Below are 19,301 nucleotides of genomic sequence, written 5' to 3'. Positions count from 1 at the left end.
CACAGACAAATCCTGAAATAACCTGATACCCCGCTTGCGCGGCCACCTCCCGCTCACTAACGTAGCGCCTTTAATGTGCCCGGCCTCGGAAGTCCGTTCATCTTTTGACGAGTGGCTAATGTTGTCAGACAAGGCGCCGCGACGAGTCATAGCCCGCTATGGCGAGGAGCGGCAACGCCGTCTGGCGACATTAGACGCCGTCAAAAGTGAACAGCGACTTTCGAGGCCGGGCACCACTACCCCCGCAGGAGCTTTGCCATGGCCTCGCCAGCCCTTACACATTTTCTTCCCCGGTTCGGCGTTGCCGCTGCAGTGGCCGGTGTTTTGAGCCTGACCGGTTGTCAGACCTGGAACACCCAGGACACCCTCCCGCCGACCACCGGTGTGCAGCCGCTCAAGGGCCTGGCGCAGAACGTTTCGGTACGCCGCAATGCCATGGGCATGCCGTTGATCGAAAGCAACACCTTCCACGACGCGCTGTTCACCCTGGGTTACGTCCACGCCACCGACCGGATCACGCAAATGGTCACCCTGCGCCTGTTGGCTCAGGGCCGTTTGTCGGAGATGTCTGGCTCAGACCTGCTGGACGCTGACCGCTACATGCGCGCCGTCAATCTGAAGAAAAGCGCCGGCGAGCTGTACAAGGCGTCTTCGCCGCGCCTCAAACGCTTCTTCGAAGTCTATGCCCGCGGCGTCAACGCCTACCTGTTCCGCTATCGCGACAAGCTTCCGGCGGACCTCGCGGCCACCGGCTACAAGCCTGAATACTGGAAGCCGGAAGATTCGGCGCTGATTTTCTGCCTGCTGAACTTCAGCCAGTCGGCCAACCTGCCGGAAGAGATTGCCTCGCTGATGCTGGCCCAGACCGTCAGCACCGACAAGCTCCCGTGGCTGACGCCGTCCGCTCCCGATGAAAAACTACCGCTAGCCGAAGCTGAAAAACTTCAGGGCATCAAGCTCAACGGGCAAATCCCGGGCCTGGCCGAGATCAGCAAAGCCACGAGCCAACTGTCCGATCTGAATTTGCTGGGCGCCACCTCGTCGAACAACTGGGCGATCGGCCCGCAACGCAGTCGCAGCGGCAAAAGCCTGCTGGCCAGCGACAGTCATGGCCCACTGGGCGTGCCGTCGTTGTTCAGTTACGTGCAGATTCGCGCGCCGAAGTACCAGGCTTCTGGTGTGACGATTGCCGGTTTGCCGATGGTGCTCGGCGGTTTCAACGGCAAAGTGGCGTGGAGCATGACCACCGTCATGGGCGACAACCAGGACCTGTTCCTGGAAAAAATCAAACGCCAGGGCAATGGTCTTTCCTACGAAGTCGGCGGCAAATGGCAGCCGGCGATCGTGCGCAACGAAACCTACTTCGTCAAAGGCCAGCGGCCGATTCGCGAAGTCGTGTACGAAACCCGCCATGGCCCGCTGCTCAACAGTGCCCAAGGCACGACGCTGGCCAACGGTTTCGGCCTGGCCTTGCAGACGCCGAACTTCACCGATGACAAGACCCTGGATGCGTTTTTCGACCTGTCCCGGGCGCAGACCGTCGAGAAAGCCTCGGACGCCAGCCGCGAAATCCGCGCCATCGCGCTGAACCTGGTATTTGCCGACGTCAGCAACATCGGCTGGCAAGTCACCGGTCGCTACCCAAACCGTCGCGAAGGTGAAGGCCTGCTGCCGTCGCCGGGCTGGGAAGGTCGTTACGATTGGGATGGTTACGCCGACCCGATGCTCCATCCCTATGACCAGGATCCGGCCCAGGGCTGGCTCGGCACTGCCAACCAGCGCGTAATTCCCCATGGCTACGGCATGCAGCTGTCCAATTCATGGTCGGCGCCGGAGCGTGGCGAACGCCTGGCCGAACTGGCGAGCGTGGGCAAACACGACACGCGCAGCCTGATCGCCATGCAATACGACCAGACCACAACCTTCGCTGCCAAGCTGAAGAAAATGTTCGACGCACCGGGCATGTCGCAACCGCTCAAGCAGGCTATTGAAGCGTTGCCTGTGGCGGATCGTGGCAAGGCTCGCGAGGCGTATACCCGCTTGATGGCCTTCGACGGCAAACTCAGCCCGACCTCCGCTGATGCAGCGATTTACGAATTGTTCCTGCAGCAAAGCACCCAGCAAATCTTCCTCGACGAACTGGGCCCGGAAAGCAGCCCGACGTGGAAAGCCTTTATCGCCAACGGTAAGTTGTCCTACGCGGCCCAGGCCGATCACCTGCTGGGGCGTGAGGACAGTCCGTTCTGGGATGACGCTCGCACACCGCAGAAAGAAGATAAACCGGCGATCCTCGCCCGCAGCCTGGCAGCCACGATCAGCGCGGGCGACAGCCAGTTGGGCGGCGATCACAAAGCCTGGCAGTGGGGCAAACTGCACCGCTACGAGTGGAAAAACGCCAGTGGCCAGACAGTACGCGGTCCGCTCGCGGCCGGTGGCGACCACACCACGCTGAATACCGCAGCGCTCGCCTGGGGTCAGGACTTCAACACCACGCTGGCGCCGGCCACGCGCTTTATCGTCGACTTCGGCCAGGCCGAACCGCTGATGGGGCAGAACGGTACGGGGCAATCCGGTAATCCGGCGAGTCCGAACTACCTCGACAGCATTGATCCGTGGCTGAAGGGGCAATACATGAGTTTGCCGATGCAGCCGCAGAACTTTGACAAGGTGTATGGGAAGACGCGGTTGACGCTGATACCTGGCAAGTAAGGCTCAACACCGAACCAATGTGGGAGCGGGCTTGCTCGCGAAGGCGTCGTATCAGTCAATATCATCGTTGCCTGACACACCGCTTTCGCGAGCAAGCCCGCTTGAACACTTGAATGTCACTTGCCCCAAAAACTCGATAGAACTTCTGGCTTCGCGCAAACCTCATAGCTAACAAGTCCCTAGATTTTGGTAACAACATGGATCTTGTTATCGCGCGTCCAGAAGGTTTGTACTGCCCGGCCGGGGATTTCTATATCGACCCGTGGCGGCCGGTCGAGCGTTCAGTCATCACCCACGCTCACGGCGACCATGCCCGCACCGGCAATCAGCATTATCTGGCGGCCGCTCCCGGCGAAGGGATTTTGCGTGCGCGATTGGGCCAGGATATCAACCTGCAAACCCTGCCTTACGGTCACCCCCTGACCCACCATGGCGTCACCTTGAGTTTTCACCCCGCCGGCCATGTCCTTGGCTCGGCTCAGGTGCGTCTGGAATACGGCGGCGAAGTCTGGGTCGCCTCGGGCGACTACAAGATCGAGCCCGACGGCACCTGTGCGCCGTTCGAACCCGTGCGCTGCAATACCTTCATCACTGAATCGACCTTCGGCCTGCCGATTTATCGCTGGCAACCCCAGGCGCACGTGTTTGCCGAGATCAATCAGTGGTGGCAAGCCAACGCCGCCGCCGACAAAACCAGCGTGTTGTTCTGCTATGCGTTCGGCAAGGCGCAGCGAATTCTCCACGGCATCGATGCCAGCCTAGGCCCCATTCTGGTGCATGGCGCCGTGGAACCGCTCAATCAGGTTTATCGCGAAGGTGGTATTTATTTACCGCCAACGATCTATGCCGGCGAGGTAAAAAAGAGCGACCCCATGATGCGAAAGGCGTTGGTCCTGGCCCCGCCTTCGGCTGGCGGCAGCACCTGGATGCGTCGCTTCGGTGACTACAGCGATGGTTTCGCCAGCGGCTGGATGCGTTTGCGTGGCACACGGCGGCGACGTGGCGTGGATCGTGGCTTTGTACTGTCTGACCATGCCGACTGGCCCGGCCTGCTCTGGGCCATAGAACAGACCGGTGCTGAGCGCGTGATGGTGACCCACGGTTCGGTCGGGGTACTGGTGCGCCATCTGCGCGAACAGGGTCTCGATGCCATGAGTTTCAGCACCGAGTACGGCGACGATGAGGAAGAAAACGCAGCCGTCGAACCCGAGAGCACCGAGGTGCTGCCATGAAGGCGTTTGCCGAGCTGTATGCCGAACTCGATGCCACGACGTCGAGCAACGCCAAACTGGCGGCGATGCAACACTACTTCGCCGAGGCCGCGCCGGAAGATGCCGCATGGGCTGTTTACTTTTTGTCCGGCGGGCGGCCGCGGCAACTGGTGCCGGTGCGCATCCTGCGAGAGTTGGCGGTGGAGATCTCCGGCCTCTCGCCGTGGCTGTTCGAAGAGAGTTATCAGGCAGTCGGCGATCTGGCGGAAACCATTTCGCTGGTGCTGCCCGAAACGCTTCAAAGCTCCAACGATGGATTGGCGGTTTGGATTGAGGACAAACTGCTGCCGCTGCGCGGTGAAACCCCGCAAGTCCTTGCCGAGCGACTGCCTGCCCTGTGGTCGCAACTGGACCGCCAGAGCCTGATGCTCTGCATCAAACTGATCACCGGCAGCTTGCGCGTCGGGGTCTCCAAGTTGCTGGTCACCCGCGCCTTGGCGGCCATGGCCGGGCTCGACAGCAAACGCGTCGCCCAGCGACTGGTGGGTTACACCGACCTGTCCAACCGCCCAAGCGCGTCCAGTTACTTGAAGCTGATTGCCACTGAATCGTCTGCCGAACATGCCCAACGGGGCGGTCAGCCCTACCCGTTTTTCCTCGCTCACGCGCTATCACAACCCATTGAACAATTCGAAGCCCTGCTCGGCCCGGCCAGCGATTGGCAAGTGGAATGGAAGTGGGACGGCATCCGCGCCCAGGTGGTCAAACGCGAGGGGCGACTGTGGATCTGGTCGCGAGGTGAAGAGTTGGTCACCGAGCGCTTCCCCGAACTCGACAGTCTGGTTCACTGCTTGCCCGATGGCACGGTGATCGACGGTGAAATCGTCGCCTGGAAAACCGAACAACCCACCACCGAGGACGCCTTTAATGCTCATTCCCCGGCTTCACCCGCAGTAAAACCTTTCGCGCTTCTGCAACAACGAATCGGCCGTAAAACCCTGGATAAAAAAATCCTCGAAGAAGTGCCGGTGGTGGTCCTCGCCTACGACCTGCTGGAATGGCAGGGCGAAGACTGGCGCAATCAGCCTCAGGCCAAGCGTCGCACTCAACTGGAGCACGTCGTCAGCCGCTGTAACAACCCGGTGTTGCTCGCCTCACCGGTGCTCACTGGCGAAGACTGGATCGACCTCGCCCGACAACGGCAAGCCTCCCGCAAGCTCGGTGTCGAAGGCATGATGCTCAAGGCCCGGGATGCGTTGTATGGCGTCGGGCGGACCAAGGACATGGGCGTCTGGTGGAAATGGAAAGTCGACCCCTTCAGCGTTGACGCGGTGCTGATTTATGCGCAACGCGGCCATGGTCGCCGCGCCAGTCTCTACAGCGATTACACCTTCGCCGTGTGGGACAGGCCGCCTGAGGCGAGCGAACGCGCACTGGTGCCGTTCGCCAAGGCGTATTCGGGGCTGACAGACGAAGAAATGCGCCAGGTCGACAGCATCGTGCGCAAGACTACCGTAGAGAAATTCGGGCCGGTGAGCAGCGTGACGCCGAGCCTGGTGTTTGAACTGGGATTTGAGGGCATCGCCCTGTCCAAACGACACAAGAGCGGGATTGCGGTGCGGTTTCCGAGGATGCTTCGCTGGCGGCAGGATAAAACCGTCGAAGAAGCGGACAACCTGGCGACGCTTCAGGACCTGTTGAGCTAAACCGAATCCCTGTGGGAGCGGCGGTGCGGCGATCCGACTTGCTCGTGAAGAGGCCATCACATCCAACATCTATGTTGGCTGATACACCGCTTTCGCGAGCAAGTCGGATCGCCGCACCGCCGCTCCCACATGGATTTGTGCGATTCCAAACCAAGTTGGTGCATCAATTTTCAATGCCCGTTTTCGTGCACAAATCCCTCCTTGCCATTTCTTGAATCACCTTTTAAAACACTTGTTCGGGACTCTGGTTCGGAAATTGCTACTTTCATAGGGTCTTACGCTTTCCAGTAACAATAATTCTGCGCCACAAGCGCTCATATTGGTTTTTAGGGATTGAATAATGAAAAAAGCATTGCTGACCTTTTCTGCACTGGCGTTGTGCATGGCAGCCGGTTCCGCGCTGGCCAAGGAATACAAAGAATTGCGTTTTGGCGTTGACCCTTCCTACGCTCCGTTCGAGTCGAAAGCGGCTGACGGTAGCCTGGTAGGGTTCGACATCGATCTGGGTAACGCGATCTGCGCCGAGCTGAAGGTCAAGTGCAAATGGGTCGAAAGCGATTTCGACGGCATGATTCCGGGCCTGAAGGCCAATAAATTCGACGGTGTAATCTCTTCGATGACCGTCACCCCGGCCCGCGAAAAAGTCATCGACTTCTCCAGCGAGCTGTTCTCCGGCCCAACCGCGTACGTGTCCAAAAAAGGTTCTGGCGTAACGGCAGACGTCGCTTCGCTCAAGGGCAAAACTGTAGGCTACGAACAAGGCACCATTCAGGAAGCCTATGCCAAAGCCGTTCTGGACAAGGCTGGCGTGAAAACCCAGGCCTATCAGAACCAGGATCAGGTGTATTCCGACCTGACTTCCGGTCGTCTCGACGCCGGGATTCAGGACATGCTGCAAGCCGAACTGGGCTTCCTGAAGTCGCCAAATGGCGCCGATTACGAAATCAGCAAGCCAGTGGACAGCGAATTGCTGCCAGCCAAAACAGCTGTCGGTATCTCGAAAGGTAACAAAGACCTCAAGGCACTTTTGGATAAAGGTATCAAAGCGTTACACGACGATGGCACCTACGCCACCATTCAGAAGAAACACTTTGGCGATCTGAATCTGTACAGCGGCAAATAATGCCAGGCGCCCATCTTGCGATGGGCGCTTTTTTTACTCGATCAGGTTGCTGATTTATGTTCGAAAACCTCTTACAAAACTTGGGGCTCTCAGCCTTCAGCCTCAAGGGCTTCGGTCCGCTGCTGATGGAAGGCACCTGGATGACCATCAAATTATCGGTGCTGTCGCTGTTGGTGGCCGTTTTGCTCGGCTTGCTCGGCGCCAGTGCCAAACTGTCAAAAGTCAAACTGGTACGGGTTCCGGCCCAGCTCTACACCACGCTGATTCGCGGTGTGCCGGACCTGGTGCTGATGCTGTTGATCTTCTACAGCCTGCAGACCTGGTTGACGTCGTTTACCGATTTCATGGAATGGGAATACATCGAGATCAACCCGTTCAGCGCCGGGGTCATCACCCTGGGCTTCATTTATGGCGCGTACTTCACTGAAACCTTCCGTGGCGCGATTCTCGCGGTCCCACGGGGCCAGGTCGAAGCCGCTACCGCGTATGGCCTCAAGCGCGGCCAGCGTTTCTGGATCGTGGTGTTCCCGCAAATGATGCGTTTTGCCCTGCCGGGTATTGGTAACAACTGGATGGTAATGCTCAAAGCCACCGCACTGGTCTCGATCATTGGCCTGGCCGACCTGGTCAAGGCTGCGCAGGATGCCGGCAAAAGCACTTATCAGCTGTTCTACTTCCTGGTGCTTGCAGCAATGATTTACCTGCTGATTACCAGCGCCTCCAACTTCGTCTTGCGCTGGCTCGAACGCCGCTACGCCGCCGGTTCCCGGGAGGCCGTACGATGATCGAGCTCTTGCAGGAATACTGGAAAGCTTTCCTTTATACCGACGGCTACAACATCACCGGCCTGGCCATGACCATGTGGCTGCTCAGTGCGTCGATCTTCATCGGTTTTCTGGTGTCGATTCCACTCTCTATCGCCCGGGTTTCGCCGAACTTCTACATCCGCTGGCCGGTGCAGTTCTACACCTACCTGTTCCGCGGTACGCCGTTGTATATCCAGCTGCTGATTTGCTACACCGGTATCTACAGCCTGGCCGCCGTGCGCGCCCAACCCGTGCTGGACGCGTTCTTTCGCGATGCGATGAACTGCACGATCCTGGCCTTCGCCCTGAACACCTGCGCCTACACCACGGAGATTTTCGCCGGGGCGATTCGCAGCATGGCGCATGGTGAAGTCGAAGCGGCCAAGGCTTACGGTCTGACAGGCTGGAAGCTTTATGCCTACGTGATCATGCCTTCGGCCCTGCGTCGTTCGTTGCCTTATTACAGCAACGAAGTGATTTTGATGCTGCACTCAACCACCGTGGCCTTCACCGCGACCATCCCGGACATCTTGAAAGTCGCGCGAGACGCCAACTCGGCGACCTTTCTGACTTTCCAGTCGTTCGGCATCGCTGCGCTGATCTACCTGACCGTTACCTTTGCGCTGGTCGGCCTGTTCCGCCTCGCCGAACGCCGATGGCTGGCCTTCCTCGGGCCGACCCACTAGGACCCGCTTTAGGGATAAAGACACATGCGCCACCAGATTCATGACCTGTTGGCCCCGCTGCCGGGGGCCGCGCGACAGATTCACAGCTTTCACTTCGGCCCATCATCGGCCAAAGGCAAGATTTACATCCAGTCGTCCCTGCACGCCGATGAAATGCCCGGCATGCTGGTTGCCTGGCACCTCAAGCAACGTCTGGCGGAACTCGAAGCCGCCGGCCGTTTGCGCAGCGAAATCGTGCTAGTGCCAATCGCCAACCCGGTCGGCCTCGAACAAGTGCTGATGGATGTGCCGCTGGGCCGTTACGACCTCGAAAGCGGACAAAACTTCAACCGCTGGTTCGTCGATCTGAGCGAAGCCGTCGGCAACGAGATCGAAGGCCTGCTCGGCGACGATCCGCAGCACAACCTCGAACTGATTCGCAGCAGCCTGCGCAATGCCCTCGCCCAACAGACTGCCAGCACGCAACTGCAATCCCAGCGCCTGGTTCTGCAACGGCTGGCCTGCGATGCCGACATGGTGCTGGACCTGCATTGCGATTTCGAAGCGGTCGCCCACCTTTACACCACGCCCGAGGCGTGGCCGCAGGTCGAGCCGCTGGCGCGGTACATCGGTGCCGAAGCCAGCCTGCTGGCCACCGATTCCGGCGGTCAGTCGTTCGATGAATGCTTCACCCTGCTCTGGTGGCAGTTGAAGGAACGCTTCGGCGAACACTTTGATATTCCGCTGGGCAGTTTTTCGGTCACCGTCGAATTGCGCGGTCAGGGTGACGTCAATCACCCGCTGGCCAGCCTTGATTGCCAGGCGCTGATCAATTACCTGATTCACTTCGGCGCCATTGCCGGCGAACCCGCGTCGCTGCCCGAGCTGCCCTACCCGGCTACGCCGCTGGCCGGTGTTGAACCGGTGGCAACACCGGTCGGCGGGCTGCTGGTGTTCACCGCGCTGCCAGGGGAATACCTCGAAGCCGGGCAACTGATCGCTGAAATCATCGACCCGATCTTTGACCGCGTCACCCCCGTTCATTGCACCGTCGCCGGGTTGATGTACGCCCGTTCGCTACGGCGCATGGCCACTGCCGGCATGGTGATCGCCCACATTGCGGGCACCGAAGCCTATCGCAGCGGCTACCTACTTTCGCCTTGAGGATGCATGTCCCATGTACAAACTGACCATTGAAGGCCTGCATAAAAGCTATGGCGAACATGAAGTACTCAAAGGCGTTTCGCTCAAGGCCAACACCGGCGACGTCATCAGCCTGATCGGCGCCAGCGGCTCGGGCAAAAGTACCTTCCTGCGTTGCATCAACTTTCTCGAACAGCCCAACGACGGCGCCATGAGTCTGGACGGCCAGAACATCCGCATGATCAAGGATCGCCACGGCATGCACGTGGCCGATGACGACGAACTGCAACGGATCCGCACCCGCCTGGCCATGGTGTTCCAGCACTTCAACCTGTGGAGCCACATGACGGTGCTGGAAAACATCACCATGGCCCCACGTCGGGTGTTGGGTTGCAGCAAAGAGGAAGCCGAAGACCGCGCGCGGCGTTATCTCGACAAGGTCGGGCTGGCGGCGCGGGTGGCGGATCAGTACCCTGCGTTTTTGTCCGGCGGTCAGCAGCAACGGGTCGCCATTGCTCGGGCGTTGGCCATGGAACCAGAAGTCATGCTGTTCGACGAACCGACCTCGGCACTCGATCCCGAACTGGTGGGTGAGGTGCTCAGGGTGATCCAGGGCCTGGCCGAAGAAGGCCGGACCATGATCATGGTGACCCACGAAATGAGCTTCGCCCGCAAAGTATCGAGCCAGGTGTTGTTCCTGCACCAAGGGCTGGTCGAGGAAGAAGGTGCGCCGGACGATGTGCTGGGCAATCCGAAAAGTGAGCGGTTGAAGCAGTTCCTGAGCGGCAACCTGAAGTAAAAAAATCACAGGTTTCGCCCGCCGCTACAGATCACTGTAGGAGCTGGCGAAGCCTGCGATCTTTTGATCTTGCTTTTCGGCTATAAAATCTCGCAATCCACAAAAGATCGCAGCCTTCGCCAGCTCCAGGTTGCAGGGCTGATGTAGTCAGACCTTAGGCAACGGGCGCGGGAGGCGGCTCATCCGGCAGCGTAGGCTCACCGGGCTCGTTGGGTTGTTCGTTGGGGGTATCGGGATCAGGCTGACCGGGGATGCCCCCTGCCGTGCTGATAGGTGGATGTGCCAACAAGGACCAGGCCAAAACGCCAACCTGATTGGGCTCAAGCCTTGCCAGTTCGGCACTTATTCGCGGATCGATCTTCATAGGGCACTCCTGAGCGATGGCCCCGTCCGCGTTGCGCGAACCGGGCAGTACACCCAATAGAGTGTCCACCCGCTGAAGAATTCCCACGACTTGCCAGACGAACGGATCAGGTGCGTGGCAGGGTGACTCCGCGCTGACCCTGATACTTGCCGCCACGGTCCTTGTAGGACACTTCGCACTCTTCGTCGGATTCGAAGAACAGCATCTGAGCCACACCTTCGTTGGCGTAGATTTTTGCCGGCAGCGTGGTGGTGTTGGAGAATTCCAGGGTCACGTGGCCTTCCCACTCGGGCTCGAGCGGCGTCACGTTGACGATAATGCCGCAACGCGCGTAGGTGCTTTTACCCAGGCAGATCGTCAGCACATTGCGCGGAATACGGAAGAATTCCACGGTGCGTGCCAAGGCAAAGGAGTTCGGCGGGATGATGCAGACATCGCTCTTGACGTCGACGAAGCTCTTCTCGTCGAAGTTCTTCGGATCAACGGTCGCCGAATTGATGTTGGTGAACACTTTGAATTCATCGGCGCAGCGCACGTCGTAGCCATAGCTCGACACGCCGTAGGAAATCACTCGGTCGGCGCCTTCGCCGCGCATCTGGCGCTCTACGAAGGGCTCGATCATGCCGTGCTCTTGCGCCATGCGGCGAATCCACTTGTCCGATTTGATGCTCATGGCGGGTGTCCTGAATAGCGAGGCGGAAAAAATCTGTCCGGCATCTTACCGGGCGCGCGCTTCGGGTTCAAAGTCCGGGGCACAAATCTTGCCGATCCCCCGTAATTTCCGGCCCTTGCGGGTAAACCGGCGGACCGTCAGTCATGAAAACAGAGAAACCTTCGCAGGAAGCATTGGCACGTTCCGGAAAAAGGGTTAAGGTGGCGCCACTGTGCTGCTTGTGTCACTGAGAATCTCTACACGATATGTTGAATTTCGATCCAACCATCTACAAGAATTTTTCCTGCTCTTTGCACTCAGTCTCGGCCAGGGTTCTTCCTGCGTCGCAGTTATCTTTGTTCAAGGAGTTACACCATGTCTAATCGCCAAACTGGTACCGTTAAGTGGTTCAACGATGAAAAAGGCTTCGGCTTCATCACTCCACAATCCGGTGACGACCTGTTCGTTCACTTCAAAGCAATCCAATCCGACGGCTTCAAAAGCCTGAAAGAAGGCCAACAGGTTTCTTTCATCGCTACCCGCGGTCAGAAAGGCATGCAAGCTGAAGAAGTTCAAGTTATCTAACTTGTACTTGCTTTAGTAAAAAGCCCCGCCCTCAAAAGCGGGGCTTTTTTGTGCCTGCCTGTTTTGCAGGCAAAAAAAATCGCAGCCCATGGCTGCGATTTTTTGCGTCCTACCAGGCCACGCCAAACCCTGCGGTGTAACGGGTCTTGTCCAAATCAGCATCGTCGGTGCCGCTGATGATGTCGCGCTCAGCCTTCAGGTTAAGCGACGCCCATTCGGTCACTTTGTAGCGCAAGCCCATTTCGGCATCGAGGGCGTAATCCGCCACGCCCGACAACGGCTTGCCCACTTCGCCGTTCGTGAAAAACTCCACCTTCTTACCAATCAGGTAGCGGTTGTAGTCCCACTTCATCGCCACGGAATAGAAGTTTTCCTTGCCGCCGTCTGCGAACTCATAGTCCGTGCGGTTGACCAGCGACCCCAGGGAAAATGCGCCCAGCTCGTCGTCCCAAAATTGGTAACCGGGGCCGGTACCGACTGTGCGCTGGCGGGCCAGCTCTTCGACCTTGTCGCGCTTATAGACCGCGCGCCCTTGCCAGAACCATTTTTCGGTCAGGAAGCGGTCGAGCGAGTATTCACCCCGCCAGTTGTCGGTAGTGACCACGCCATCCTGAAATTCGCGGTTGTACTCGCCTTCTGCAGTGTGCCGCCATCTGCCATGACGCGCAGTGGTCTTGAAGTCGATATCGTAATCGTCGGTGTCCTTCTCGGCCCGCTGATAATCCAGCGCTGCATCGACATTACCCTTCCACACCAAATCCTCGACGACAGGCTTGGGCTTTAGAATCTGCTGAATGCTCGCCAGCTCCACAGTCTTGGGGGTCTCGCCGTTGGCCAGGGTGACCTTGCCGTCTTCTGCCGCATGCAGCGCCTTGGCCTTTTCGCCGGTGTAGGCATCCTGCTTGACCAGCAACTCCTGATCGCTTTCCAGGGTTTTGACCTGTTTCCAGTCAATCGGGACGGCACCGGCGTATTCGGTCTGGATCAACAGCTTGCCGCCATCGAAAACGGTGATCTTGCCGCTCAGCTTGTCACCGTTCTTCAACCAGACGGTATCGGCGAGCAAGGGCGTGGAGGCACTGACGACAGCCAGGCACAGCAGGGTTCTGGACAACATAAGCAAATACAGGCTCAAGTTTGCGAAAAAAAGTCGGCATTATCCATACGAATAAAACCCTAGCAAGGACTGACCCGACTATTTCTATTGAGTTCATTTCTCAATGGGTGATCCAGGATTTACTCTACAGACGGTAAGGCGAACTTTTTCAGGAACTGCCGACGTGACCGACTCAACCACTGAAACCGATAGTCCGGCGCAAATCCGACGCACGGCGCTGTACCTGACACTGGCGCAAGTCCCGGAGGGCAAAGTCGTGAGTTACGGTCAGCTCGCCGAGCTGGCGGGACTGGGTCGTGCCGCCCGCTTCGTCGGACGGACATTGAGCCAACTGCCGGGCGACAGCAAATTACCCTGGCACCGCGTGCTCGGCGCCGGCGGGCGTATCAGCCTGCCTGCGGGCAGCCCGTCAGGGGATGAACAACGCGCGCGTTTGCGCATGGAGGGCATCAGTATCCTGAACAATCGTGTTGATATTCAGCGCCATGGCTGGCGCCCGGTAGAGCACAGCGGTTAGAGTGCGCGCTTTGTTTCCGTATTTCTTGAGGCAGACTCCAGCCCATGCCCCGTAAAACCTGGCGCGCCGCGCTCGCCGCCTATGCCAGCCCATCGACCCTTGTACTGTTGCTGCTTGGTTTCGCCGCCGGCCTGCCCTACATGCTGGTGTTTTCGACACTTTCGGTCTGGCTGCGCGAAGCCGGTGTGGCTCGCGAAACCATTGGCTATGCAAGCCTGATCGGCCTGGCCTACGCCTTTAAATGGGTCTGGTCACCGCTGCTCGACCAATGGCGCCTGCCATTTCTCGGCAAGCTCGGTCGACGACGTTCCTGGCTGGTGCTTTCCCAGGCACTGGTCATCCTCGGCCTGATAGGGATGGGTTTCTGCGACCCGCAAAAGCATTTGTCCTGGCTGATCGCCATTGCTGTGGTTGTCGCCTTCGCTTCGGCGACGCAAGACATCGCGGTCGACGCCTATCGCCTGGAAATCGCTGAAGACAGCCGTCAGGCCGCGCTCGCCGCCAGTTACATGTCCGGTTATCGGATCGCCGCGCTGCTCGCCACCGCCGGTGCCCTGTTCTTCGCTGAAGGCTTCGGTTCCACCGGTTTCAACTATAAGCATTCGGCATGGGCCGGCACCTACATCCTGTTCGGCGCCTTGATGGTTCCGGCGCTGCTGACCTCCTTTTTCATGCGCGAACCGCCGGTGCCGCTACGCACGCAGCTTCAGGCCGGGCGCTACAGCTTTGTGCATCAACTGGCCTCAGTGTTTGTGCTGATTGTGTTGCTGGTTTCCGTGCCGGCCATGTTCACCCAGCTGTACAACACCGATTTCGCCAGCGTGCTTTTCCAAGGCGTGAGCGTGCTCGACCTGCTGCTCGAAGACCGCGCGTTCCTGCGGGCGATCCTCTACACCACGCTCACCGCCCTGTGCCTGTCGGCCATTGGCCGCCGCGGCCTGGCGCCGGTGCTGACGCCGATCAACGACTTCATTCTGCGTTACCGCTGGCAAGCGTTCCTGCTGCTTGGGCTGATCGCCACCTATCGGATGTCCGATACGGTCATGGGCGTGATGGCTAACGTGTTCTATATCGACCAGGGCTTCACCAAGGATCAGATTGCCAGCGTCAGCAAGATCTTTGGCCTGATCATGATCCTGGTCGGTGCCGGCATGGGCGGCTTGCTGATCGTGCGCTTCGGCATCTTGCCGATTCTGCTCATCGGCGGCATTGCATCAGCGGGCACCAACCTGCTGTTCCTGATGCTCGCCGACATGGGCGCCAACTTGAACATGCTGATCCTCACCATTTCCCTGGATAACTTCAGCTCGGGCCTGGCGACCTCGGCGTTTGTCGCCTACCTGTCGAGCCTGACCAACTTGAAGTTCTCCGCGACCCAGTACGCCCTGCTCAGCTCGATCATGCTCTTGCTGCCACGCCTGATTGGCGGCTACTCGGGGGTCATGGTGGAGAAATTCGGCTATCACAACTTCTTCCTGATCACCGCCCTGCTGGGCGTTCCGACGCTGCTGTTGATCGCATTGCACTGGTTCCAGGAGAGCCGCCGCGAAGGTCCGACGCCAACGCCGACACCAGAACCGGTTCCGACCCAGGTCGCGGAAGAATCGTAGGTTCTTTAGCAGGAAGCAGCGCCGAGGGCGCGGGGATTCCCGCCCTCCCGCCACACCCCGCCGACCGCACGCCTGTACGCCAGCAGATCTCGCCCGTACAATGCTCCGTCATTTCTCGTCATCAGCAACCGACAACGGCCAACCATGCGCACCAGTCAATTTTTGCTCGCCACACAGAAAGAAACGCCTTCCGACGCGGTCGTGATCAGCCATCAGCTGATGCTGCGCGCCGGCATGATCCGCAAACTCGCCTCGGGCCTGTACACCTGGCTGCCGATGGGCTTGCGAGTGATGCGCAAGGTCGAAGCCGTCGTTCGTGAAGAAATGAACGCCGCAGGCTCTCTCGAAGTGTTGATGCCGAGCACCCAACCGGCTGAGCTGTGGCAGGAATCCGGTCGCTGGGAAGAATACGGCCCTGAATTGTTGCGCTTCAAGGATCGCCACGGTCGCGATTTCTGCGCCGGCCCGACTCACGAAGAAGTCATCACTGACCTGATGCGCAACGAGTTGAGCAGCTACAAACAGCTGCCGATCAACCTGTACCAGATCCAGACCAAATTCCGTGACGAAATCCGTCCACGCTTCGGTTTGATGCGCGGTCGCGAATTCATCATGAAGGACTCGTACTCCTTCCACGCCGACCAACCCTCGCTGCAGATCACCTATGACCGCATGCACCTGGCGTACTGCAATATCTTCACTCGTCTGGGCCTGAAATTCCGCCCGGTTGAAGCTGATAACGGCTCGATCGGCGGCGCCGGCTCCCACGAATTCCACGTGCTGGCCGAATCCGGCGAAGACGACATCGCCTTCAGCAACGTTTCCGACTACGCAGCGAACATCGAGAAAGCCGAAGCGGTGCCCCGGGAAACGTCCCGTCCAGCGCCGGCTGAAGAGCTGCGCCTGGTCGACACCCCAGAGACCAAGACGATTGCCGCGCTGGTGGAAAAATTCAATCTGCCGATTGAAAAGACCATCAAGACCCTGATCGTGCGCGCCGAGGAAGAAGGCAAGCTGATCGCCCTGGTCATTCGTGGCGACCACGAACTCAATGAAATCAAGGCTGCCCAGCAACCTGGCGTGGCCAGCCCGCTAGTCATGGCCACCGACGCCGAACTGCGCGACGCCATTGGCGCCGGTGCCGGCTCCCTGGGTCCGTTGAACCTGCCGCTGCCAATCATCATCGACCGTTCCGTCGAGCTGATGAGCGACTTCGGCATCGGCGCCAACATCGACGACAAACACTACTTCGGCGTGAACTGGGAGCGTGACCTGCCGGTTCCGACCGTTGCCGACCTGCGCAACGTGGTCGCCGGCGACCCGAGCCCGGATGGCAAGGGCACCCTGGAAATCAAGCGCGGCATCGAAGTCGGGCACATCTTCCAGCTGGGCAACAAGTACAGCAAAGCGATGAAGTGCGAAGTGCTAGGCGAGAATGGCAAGCCAGTCACCCTGGAAATGGGTTGCTACGGCATCGGCGTTTCCCGCGTGGTGGCTGCGGCCATCGAGCAGAACAACGACGCCAACGGGATCATCTGGAGTGACACGCTGGCCCCGTTCCAGATCGCTCTGGTACCGCTGCGCTACGAAACCGAACAGGTTCGCGAAGCCACCGACAAGCTGTATGCAGAATTGACTGCCGCCGGCTTCGAAGTACTGCTGGACGACCGCGACAAGAAAACCAGCCCGGGCATCAAGTTCGCGGACATGGAGCTGATTGGCATTCCTCACCGGATCGTGGTCAGTGACCGCGGCCTCGCCGAAGGCAATCTGGAATACAAGAGCCGCATCGAGCCCGAAGCGCAAGCGCTGCCGGTCGCAGACGTGCTGTCCTTCCTTCAGTCCCGTATCCGCCGCTGACACCAGATAGAGAAGTCATGTTCAAGCGAAACACCTTAGGCCTCGGTGGTGCCGCCCTGTGCGGCACCCTGCTGGTCAGCGGCTGTGCCAACCACATGTCACAACGCAGCGAGCACGAGGAACGTGTCGAGCGCAAATTGCTCGATCACAGCCTGCAGATTGATGTCGGCGAGCCAAAGGTGCTTGAGCTGCCGCAACGTCGGGTGAAGATCCACGAGCAGAAGACGTTCGAAGTCACCGAATTCGAAGTCACGCGTCACTACGATCGCTATACGCCTTACCAACCCTGGCGGGAGGTTTACGAGATTCCGCTGGGCGCGGTGGCCGTGGTGGCCGGTGTCGGTGCGAACGTGGTCAACGTGTTCGCCCTCGGCAACCTGCCGGACAGCGTGACCAAGGATTGGTTGAGCTACGGTTTCGCCGGGCTCAACCCGTTCATGAACACGCAGTCTCATGGTCGCGCGCAGCAGAATCTGGCGGGAATCGACGAGGTCCAGCTCGACAAACGCACCGAGTACTCGAGCCTGCCATGGAGCGAGCGCCCGGTTGAGGTCAAGGCCGGCAAGGAAACGTTCGAGCTAAGCACCGACAAAAACGGTGTATTGCGCGTGAACCTGCTGGACAGCCCGTTCGCCGAACACGACATCAATCATTTGAGCCGGCTACTGATCAGTGTCCAGGATGCTCAGGACGACGTGCACACCAACTCGTCCCTGGCGGTCAGTAGCTCCTTGCGCGGCAAGCTGGTCGAAGCTCACGGGCTGATTTACGACGACCTCGAAGACGACGAAGTGAGCCAGTGGGTACACCGGGTCAAACGCTTGTCGGAACTGGGGCTGGAAGAAGAAGCCACCGAGCTGGAACAAAGCCTGATCGAACTGACGCGCAACGATCCTGAGTTGCAGACCGAATTCCTCAAGTCATTGACCAAGGATGCCGGGCGACTGGTCGCGGATCCGGGACCGAATTAAGGCCCTTAAAAGATCGCAGCCTTCGGCAGCTCCTACAGAGGACGCATTCCAAAGTAGGAGCTGCCGAAGGCTCGGGCCGCGTTCGGACGATCTTTTGCTTTTGACTATCAACGCTCAAACAACTCCATCTGCTCAAACCCGCCCCGCAAATCCTCCAGCCTTACCCCAATACCCAACAACCGCACCGGTTTCCCGCCGCGATTGAACGCCTGAGTCAGCAACAACTGATAGCTCCCCAAATCCCGCCCTGCTCCGGCCTGCTCCAGAGTGGTCTGGGTGAAGTCATGGAATTTCACTTTGACGAACGGCTTGCCCGGTCGATAGCTGCTGTCGATTCGCGCCATGCGGCCGGCGAGGGTCTCCAGTAACTCGGGTAATTTATCGAGGCAGCTCACCAGATCCGGCAGGTCGACGTCGTAGGTGTTTTCGACACTGATTGACTGCCGACGACTGTCGTTGTGCACCAACCGGTCATCGATCCCACGGGCCAGGCTCCAGAGTCGCTCGCCGAAGCTGCCGAATTCGCGCACAAGCGTCAACTTGTCCCATTCGCGCAGATGCGAACAATCGACGATGCCGAGCCTGCCTAATTTGTCTGCGGTCACTTTGCCAACACCGTGCAACTTGCTCACCGGCAAACCACTGACAAAATCCTCGACCTGATCCGGCGTAATGACGAACAAGCCGTTGGGCTTCTTCCAGTCGCTGGCGATCTTGGCCAGAAACTTGTTTGGCGCAACGCCCGCCGAAACGGTGATGTGCAGCTGATTAGAGACGCGACGGCGAATGTCTTGGGCGATCCGCGTGGCGCTACCACCGAAATGCGCGCTGTCGGACACGTCGAGGTAGGCCTCATCCAGCGAAAGCGGCTCGATCAAGTCGGTGTAATCGCGAAAGATCGTGTGAATTTCCTTGGAGGCTTCTCTATAGGCCTCCATGCGCGGCTTGACGATGGTCAGGTCCGGGCACAGCTTCAAGGCATGTCCGGAAGACATGGCCGAGCGCACCCCATAAGCCCGCGCTTCATAATTGCAGGTAGCGATCACTCCACGCCGATCCGCCGAACCACCCACTGCCAGGGGTTTCCCGGCCAGGCGCGGGTCGTCACGCATCTCGATGGCGGCGTAGAAGCAGTCACAATCGACGTGGATGATTTTTCGCTGCGTCATATAAAAGCAGTGTTCATGGTGAAGAAATGGCGTATTGGCGAGTCAGATCGGCAGTATCTCACTGACACCTGTATATAGCACCAGTACTCTGAATGTTCTTTTCCACCCGTAGGAAAAGTGCCAGATGAATTTATTTTTTCAATCGAAAAGGTTCACCCGATAGAGCTGAAAGCCTTGCCACACCGACCTTACAGCCAATCATCCAGCCCTATTTTCAAGCTAAGCGATTGAACGGGAAGAGGTTTTCTCTGGATTGAAGGTTGACAGCCCGACGATCCTCTGTAGAATACCGAA

The 19,301-nt window shown here is 58.9% G+C and carries 17 protein-coding genes; 13 read left to right on the top strand and 4 right to left on the bottom strand.

Annotated elements, in window-relative coordinates; all coding sequences use genetic code 11:
• The first annotated feature begins 258 nt into the window (after positions 1–258).
• The 8 genes from E3W21_RS06155 to E3W21_RS06120 all read left to right on the top strand — a co-directional run bounded on the left by E3W21_RS06155 (position 259) and on the right by E3W21_RS06120 (position 10,162).
• A complete protein-coding gene (locus E3W21_RS06155; protein ID WP_134418793.1) occupies positions 259–2,709 on the top strand; it encodes a penicillin acylase family protein in 2,451 nt (816 codons plus the stop codon).
• Positions 2,710–2,906: 197 nt separating this feature from the next.
• Positions 2,907–3,941 carry a ligase-associated DNA damage response exonuclease gene (locus E3W21_RS06150; protein ID WP_129441740.1) on the top strand — a complete coding sequence of 345 codons (1,035 nt, stop codon included), beginning with the start codon at positions 2,907–2,909 and terminating at the stop codon, positions 3,939–3,941.
• Positions 3,938–5,626, top strand: a complete 1,689-nt coding sequence (locus tag E3W21_RS06145) for an ATP-dependent DNA ligase (RefSeq protein ID WP_134418792.1) — start codon at positions 3,938–3,940, stop codon at positions 5,624–5,626. The genes E3W21_RS06150 and E3W21_RS06145 overlap by 4 nt, the downstream gene beginning before the upstream one ends.
• Positions 5,627–5,966: 340 nt before the next feature.
• Positions 5,967–6,749 (top strand): transporter substrate-binding domain-containing protein, encoded by a 783-nt coding sequence (locus E3W21_RS06140; RefSeq protein WP_134418791.1) that lies wholly within the window; start codon positions 5,967–5,969, stop codon positions 6,747–6,749.
• A gap of 56 nt (positions 6,750–6,805) precedes the next feature.
• The gene (locus tag E3W21_RS06135) at positions 6,806–7,534 is read left to right on the top strand and encodes an ABC transporter permease (RefSeq protein ID WP_129441735.1); all 729 of its coding nucleotides are present in this window, start codon (positions 6,806–6,808) and stop codon (positions 7,532–7,534) included.
• Positions 7,531–8,241 (top strand): ABC transporter permease, encoded by a 711-nt coding sequence (locus tag E3W21_RS06130; protein ID WP_129441733.1) that lies wholly within the window; start codon positions 7,531–7,533, stop codon positions 8,239–8,241. The genes E3W21_RS06135 and E3W21_RS06130 overlap by 4 nt, the downstream gene beginning before the upstream one ends.
• A gap of 24 nt (positions 8,242–8,265) precedes the next feature.
• Positions 8,266–9,384 carry a succinylglutamate desuccinylase/aspartoacylase family protein gene (locus E3W21_RS06125; protein ID WP_134418790.1) on the top strand — a complete coding sequence of 373 codons (1,119 nt, stop codon included), beginning with the start codon at positions 8,266–8,268 and terminating at the stop codon, positions 9,382–9,384.
• A gap of 13 nt (positions 9,385–9,397) precedes the next feature.
• Positions 9,398–10,162, top strand: a complete 765-nt coding sequence (locus E3W21_RS06120) for an ABC transporter ATP-binding protein (protein WP_129441729.1) — start codon at positions 9,398–9,400, stop codon at positions 10,160–10,162.
• Positions 10,163–10,316: 154 nt separating this feature from the next.
• Here the strand turns inward: E3W21_RS06120 and E3W21_RS06115 are convergent, their stop codons facing one another.
• Positions 10,317–10,526, bottom strand: coding sequence for a hypothetical protein (locus E3W21_RS06115; RefSeq protein WP_134418892.1), 210 nt, complete (start codon positions 10,524–10,526; stop codon positions 10,317–10,319).
• Between the two features lie 106 nt (positions 10,527–10,632).
• Positions 10,633–11,199 (bottom strand): dCTP deaminase, encoded by a 567-nt coding sequence (dcd, locus tag E3W21_RS06110; protein ID WP_074874089.1) that lies wholly within the window; start codon positions 11,197–11,199, stop codon positions 10,633–10,635.
• Between the two features lie 354 nt (positions 11,200–11,553).
• Here dcd and E3W21_RS06105 point away from each other — a divergent pair, with 354 nt between their 5' ends.
• Positions 11,554–11,763 (top strand): cold-shock protein, encoded by a 210-nt coding sequence (locus tag E3W21_RS06105; protein WP_002554837.1) that lies wholly within the window; start codon positions 11,554–11,556, stop codon positions 11,761–11,763.
• 109 nt (positions 11,764–11,872) lie between these two features.
• On the opposite strand, the gene E3W21_RS06100 is transcribed toward E3W21_RS06105, so the two are convergent.
• Entirely contained in the window at positions 11,873–12,880 is a 1,008-nt protein-coding gene (locus tag E3W21_RS06100; RefSeq protein ID WP_134418789.1) for a DUF481 domain-containing protein, read from the bottom strand.
• A gap of 163 nt (positions 12,881–13,043) precedes the next feature.
• On the opposite strand from E3W21_RS06100, the gene E3W21_RS06095 reads away from it, so the two are divergent.
• From E3W21_RS06095 to E3W21_RS06080, 4 genes are all read left to right on the top strand, one after another.
• Positions 13,044–13,397: an MGMT family protein gene (locus tag E3W21_RS06095; RefSeq protein ID WP_008153938.1), complete on the top strand. Its 354-nt coding sequence runs from the start codon at positions 13,044–13,046 to the stop codon at positions 13,395–13,397.
• 44 nt (positions 13,398–13,441) lie between these two features.
• On the top strand, positions 13,442–15,007 hold the full coding sequence (locus tag E3W21_RS06090) for an AmpG family muropeptide MFS transporter (RefSeq protein ID WP_134418788.1): 1,566 nt from the start codon (positions 13,442–13,444) through the stop codon (positions 15,005–15,007).
• A gap of 144 nt (positions 15,008–15,151) precedes the next feature.
• Complete coding sequence (locus tag E3W21_RS06085; RefSeq protein WP_134418787.1) at positions 15,152–16,867, top strand: proline--tRNA ligase; 1,716 nt, start codon at positions 15,152–15,154, stop codon at positions 16,865–16,867.
• 17 nt (positions 16,868–16,884) lie between these two features.
• A complete protein-coding gene (locus E3W21_RS06080) occupies positions 16,885–17,838 on the top strand; it encodes a hypothetical protein (protein WP_134418786.1) in 954 nt (317 codons plus the stop codon).
• Positions 17,839–17,945: 107 nt separating this feature from the next.
• Here the strand turns inward: E3W21_RS06080 and dinB are convergent, their stop codons facing one another.
• A complete protein-coding gene (dinB, locus tag E3W21_RS06075; protein WP_134418785.1) occupies positions 17,946–19,007 on the bottom strand; it encodes a DNA polymerase IV in 1,062 nt (353 codons plus the stop codon).
• Positions 19,008–19,301 lie beyond the last annotated feature (294 nt).

It is taken from the genome of Pseudomonas sp. F01002, from assembly GCF_004402115.1.
GTDB lineage: Bacteria > Pseudomonadota > Gammaproteobacteria > Pseudomonadales > Pseudomonadaceae > Aquipseudomonas > Aquipseudomonas frigoris.
The sequence above is the reverse complement of the archived record's forward strand: the minus strand, read 5'-3'. Positions and strand labels throughout refer to the sequence as shown.

Excerpts from the sequence above, each read along its gene's own strand:
- E3W21_RS06100 (WP_134418789.1), bottom strand. The coding sequence starts at position 12,880 with ATGTTGTCCAGAACCCTGCTGTGCCTGGCTGTCGTCAGTGCCTCCACG.
- E3W21_RS06085 (WP_134418787.1), top strand. The coding sequence starts at position 15,152 with ATGCGCACCAGTCAATTTTTGCTCGCCACACAGAAAGAAACGCCTTCC.
- E3W21_RS06140 (WP_134418791.1), top strand. The coding sequence starts at position 5,967 with ATGAAAAAAGCATTGCTGACCTTTTCTGCACTGGCGTTGTGCATGGCA.
- E3W21_RS06145 (WP_134418792.1), top strand. The coding sequence starts at position 3,938 with ATGAAGGCGTTTGCCGAGCTGTATGCCGAACTCGATGCCACGACGTCG.
- E3W21_RS06115 (WP_134418892.1), bottom strand. The coding sequence starts at position 10,526 with ATGAAGATCGATCCGCGAATAAGTGCCGAACTGGCAAGGCTTGAGCCC.
- E3W21_RS06080 (WP_134418786.1), top strand. The coding sequence starts at position 16,885 with ATGTTCAAGCGAAACACCTTAGGCCTCGGTGGTGCCGCCCTGTGCGGC.
- E3W21_RS06130 (WP_129441733.1), top strand. The coding sequence starts at position 7,531 with ATGATCGAGCTCTTGCAGGAATACTGGAAAGCTTTCCTTTATACCGAC.
- E3W21_RS06105 (WP_002554837.1), top strand. The coding sequence starts at position 11,554 with ATGTCTAATCGCCAAACTGGTACCGTTAAGTGGTTCAACGATGAAAAA.
- E3W21_RS06150 (WP_129441740.1), top strand. The coding sequence starts at position 2,907 with ATGGATCTTGTTATCGCGCGTCCAGAAGGTTTGTACTGCCCGGCCGGG.
- E3W21_RS06090 (WP_134418788.1), top strand. The coding sequence starts at position 13,442 with ATGCCCCGTAAAACCTGGCGCGCCGCGCTCGCCGCCTATGCCAGCCCA.
- E3W21_RS06125 (WP_134418790.1), top strand. The coding sequence starts at position 8,266 with ATGCGCCACCAGATTCATGACCTGTTGGCCCCGCTGCCGGGGGCCGCG.
- E3W21_RS06120 (WP_129441729.1), top strand. The coding sequence starts at position 9,398 with ATGTACAAACTGACCATTGAAGGCCTGCATAAAAGCTATGGCGAACAT.
- dcd (WP_074874089.1), bottom strand. The coding sequence starts at position 11,199 with ATGAGCATCAAATCGGACAAGTGGATTCGCCGCATGGCGCAAGAGCAC.
- dinB (WP_134418785.1), bottom strand. The coding sequence starts at position 19,007 with ATGACGCAGCGAAAAATCATCCACGTCGATTGTGACTGCTTCTACGCC.
- E3W21_RS06135 (WP_129441735.1), top strand. The coding sequence starts at position 6,806 with ATGTTCGAAAACCTCTTACAAAACTTGGGGCTCTCAGCCTTCAGCCTC.
- E3W21_RS06155 (WP_134418793.1), top strand. The coding sequence starts at position 259 with ATGGCCTCGCCAGCCCTTACACATTTTCTTCCCCGGTTCGGCGTTGCC.